A 3,305-nucleotide genomic window follows, 5' to 3' on the forward strand; every position below is an offset into this window, starting at 1 on the left:
GTCCTGGTGCATCTCGGTGCCGATGCCGTGCCCGCCGTACCCGTCGACGATGCCGTACCGGCCGCCCTTGCGGACGGCGGTCTCCACAGCGTGCGCTGGACATGGAGGTAGAGCGACTTGGCGATCGACGACAGCCAGGGGTTTCCGCTGATCTGGAGGATGCGCAGGTGCAGCGTGCTGTTCAGCTCGGCGACCCGGGCCAGGTCGTGGCGCTGCGTCGCCTCGCGGCCCTGGTCGAGCAGGGCGCGCAGGGACGCCACGTCGGCCGCTGTGGCCCGCTCGGCGGCCAGCCGGGCGGCCAGCGCTTCCAGTCGCTCGCGCACGGCGAACATGTCGGTGATGGTCCCGCTGCTCGGTGAGGCGACGACCGCTCCCCGGCGGGGGAGGATCACGACGAACCCCTCCGCCTCGGCGACGCGCAGCGCCTCCCGGACGGGGTTGCGGGAGACGCCGAAGTCCTCGGCGAGCCGGTCCTCGGTCAGCCGTTCCCCGGGCAGGTAGTCGCCGTCGATGATGGCGGTCCGCAGGGCGGCGAGGACCTGATCGCGGAGCGGCAGGTGTTGCGCGCCGAGCTTGTCCCGTAGGTCTTCAGCCACCTGGTCGCCTCTCCGTGAACGTGTCCGCACAAAGTGTATACGAAGAACAATTACCGGAAGGCGGCAGACAGTGTCGAGCACAGCGCCCCGCGTCACCCGCCCCCACGTCACCCCACCCCGGGACGAGCGCCTGCTGCGGCGACGGCACGCGCTCGTCGTCGTCCTCACCTTCCTCACCGGGAGCGCCGACGCTCTCGGCTTCCTCGCCCTCGGCGGCGCCTTCGCCAGCGTGATGACAGGCAACATGGTCCTGCTCGGGCTCTCGGCCGGCCGAGGTGAAGCCGACCTGGCTCTGACGTCGGGCTGCGCCATCGTCAGCTTCATCGTCGGTGTCCTCGCCGGCGCCCGCGTCGTCGGCTCGGCGCAGCCCGACGATCCGGTCTGGCCCCGGCGGGTCACCTGGGCGCTGGTCCTGGAGCTGTCGGTGTTCGTGGTGTTCGCCGTCGTCTGGGAGGTCACCCTGCACACCCCCGACGCGGGTGTCCACCTGGCGCTGCTGATGCTGTCAGCTGTCGCGCTGGGCGTGCAGAGCAGTGCGATCCAGCGCTTCGGGGTGTCCGGCCTGTCCTCCACGTACCTGACCGGCACGCTCACCAGCCTGATCGCCGGGGTCGCCGCGCGCAGCCCGTGGACCAGCCTGCGTCCCAAGGCCCAGGTGCTGCTGGCCCTCATGGTCGGCGCGGCGGTCGGCGCCCTGGTCGCCCTGCACCTGCCGGTCGTCGCCCCGGCCCTGCTGATCGTGCCGCTGGTGCTCGTCATCGCCGTGTCCGCGCGGATGCGGGCCTGAGCGTCAGACGCCGCGAGCGAACAGGGCCAGGCGTACCCGGTTGGGGCTGTCGGTCTTGGTCATCAGGCTGGTGATGTGGGTCTTGACCGTGGTGACACCGATGTGGAGCTGGTCGGCGATCTCGGTGTTTGACAGTCCCTCGGCGACCAGGTCGAGCACGTCCCGTTCCCGGGCGGTCAGGCCCGGCAGAGCCGGTGGTGACCCCGGGCGGGCGTGCACCGCGCGCTGCACGAGGCGGCGCAGCACCTCAGGGCTGAACGGGCTGTCACCGACGGCGGCCCGGCGGATGCCGTCCAGCAACTCGGTCGGGGGCGCGTCCTTGAGCAGGAACCCGCACGCTCCGGCGGTCAGCGCCGGGTAGAGATGGTCGTCGTCGCCGAACGTGGTCAGCACCAGGACGCGGGTGGCGGGGCGTTCGGCGAGGATCCGGCTGGTCGCGGTGATCCCGTCGACACCGGGCATCCGCAGGTCCATCACGACGACGTCGGGAAGGAGCCGCCCGGCCAGCGGGATCGCCTCACGGCCGTTGTCGGCCTCCCCGACGACCTCGATGTCGGGTTGAGCGTCGCAGAGCATGCGCAGCCCGGCCCGGATGAGGTGCTGGTCGTCGACCAGCAGCACCCGGATCACGCCGGCTCCGGCGCGGGCGACCCGGCCGGGGCCTCCCGCTCGCGGGGCACCGACCCGACCGGCGCGTCGGTGGACGCGGCGGTCACTGCCGGAAGGACGGTACGCACCCGCCACCCGGTGCCGGTCCGGCCCGCCTCCAGCCGGCCACCGAGGACCTCGACACGCTCGCGCATCCCGGTGATGCCGTGCCCGCCACCGGCTGGCACACCCGCCGGCCCCCCGCCGCGCCCGTTGTCGGTGACCTCCCAGTGCACGGAGCCGTCCCGGACGGCGACCACGAGATGCGCGATCGCTGAGGCCCCCGCGTGTTTGGCCACATTCGTCAGCGCCTCCTGCGTGAGTCGCAGCACCGCCATGCCGCGCACCGCGTCGAGTGAACCGATCGCCGGGTCGAGGTCGGCCTCCACAATGACACCCGCCTGCCGAGCCCGATCCATGGACGCGCCGATCGCCGCCGGCAGCGCGGACGGTTCGATAGCGGTCAGCGCGGCGTCGCCGCGTACCCCGTCGGGGTTGCGCAGCACCGCGACCAGCCGGCGCAGCTCCGCGAGGGCCGAGGTGCCGGTGCCGTGCACGTCGTCGAAGACCTCGCTAACCCGGGGGTCCAGGTCGGTGAGCACGTGCCGGGCCACGCCGACCCGCAGGACCATCGACGCCACATGGTGCGCCACGACGTCGTGCAGCTCGCGGGCGATGGCGCTGCGTTCGTCGGCGCGAGCCGCGCGGCTCTCCGACTCGTGCTGGCGTTGCTCGGCCAGGGCCCGCTCCACGGCCTGCCGACCCAACTCCCGGTTGGTGCGGATGACCAGGCCGAGCAGGACCGGCACGCCGACCTCCACGGCGAGCCCGACGACCCCGGAGGCGAACCGGCGCGGCGGGTCGCCGATCGAGTCGGTCAGGTCGACCACGGCAAGCAGCGCGGCGGCCAGCCAGATGGGCCGCCCGTGGCGCGCTCGCATGGTGACCTCGAGCAGCGCCCAGCTGGCACCAACCTGGTTGATGGTGAAATCGTCGACCAGGCTGATCGCGACCGCCAGCAGGGCGGACTGCGCCACCAGGTTCAGCACCGGCAACCGGTGCACCACCAGCGCCACGGCGAACGCGAGCAGTGCGAGGATCCACTGTGTCGTGCTGGGCGTGCTGTTGGAGTGCGGGACGAAGAACAGGTAACACACCCCGGCGAGGTCGAGCAGCACCATTCGCACGAGCGCGTCCCGCATGTCGAACAGTCGCCCCGGCCAGCTCACGGTCGTCAGCCTAGGTGCTGTGAGCCGGTGGCGGCGGCCGCCGCC

General features: G+C 72.5%; 3 protein-coding genes and 2 pseudogenes. 1 reads left to right on the forward strand and 4 read right to left on the reverse strand.

Annotated features, from left to right (window positions below; genetic code table 11):
* Both ABZ749_RS32285 and ABZ749_RS32290 read right to left on the reverse strand, forming a co-directional pair.
* Window positions 1-96, reverse strand: a pseudogene (locus tag ABZ749_RS32285) (type I methionyl aminopeptidase); the annotation flags it as partial.
* 35 nt (window positions 97-131) lie between these two features.
* A pseudogene (locus tag ABZ749_RS32290) lies at window positions 132-773 on the reverse strand (GntR family transcriptional regulator); the annotation flags it as partial.
* Between ABZ749_RS32290 and ABZ749_RS32295 the strand changes: the two are divergent.
* On the forward strand, window positions 667-1,383 hold the full coding sequence (locus ABZ749_RS32295; protein WP_357234521.1) for a YoaK family protein: 717 nt from the start codon (window positions 667-669) through the stop codon (window positions 1,381-1,383). The pseudogene ABZ749_RS32290 and the gene ABZ749_RS32295 sit on opposite strands and share 107 nt — an antisense overlap.
* A 3-nt stretch (window positions 1,384-1,386) precedes the next feature.
* Here ABZ749_RS32295 and ABZ749_RS32300 read toward each other — a convergent pair whose 3' ends face one another.
* Entirely contained in the window at window positions 1,387-2,013 is a 627-nt protein-coding gene (locus tag ABZ749_RS32300; protein ID WP_357234524.1) for a response regulator transcription factor, read from the reverse strand.
* On the reverse strand, window positions 2,010-3,260 hold the full coding sequence (locus tag ABZ749_RS32305; protein WP_357234527.1) for a histidine kinase: 1,251 nt from the start codon (window positions 3,258-3,260) through the stop codon (window positions 2,010-2,012). The genes ABZ749_RS32300 and ABZ749_RS32305 overlap by 4 nt, the downstream gene beginning before the upstream one ends.
* Between the last annotated feature and the right edge of the window lie 45 nt (window positions 3,261-3,305).

Origin of the sequence: Micromonospora sp. NPDC047753 (assembly GCF_040642735.1) — a bacterium.
GTDB lineage: Bacteria > Actinomycetota > Actinomycetes > Mycobacteriales > Micromonosporaceae > Micromonospora.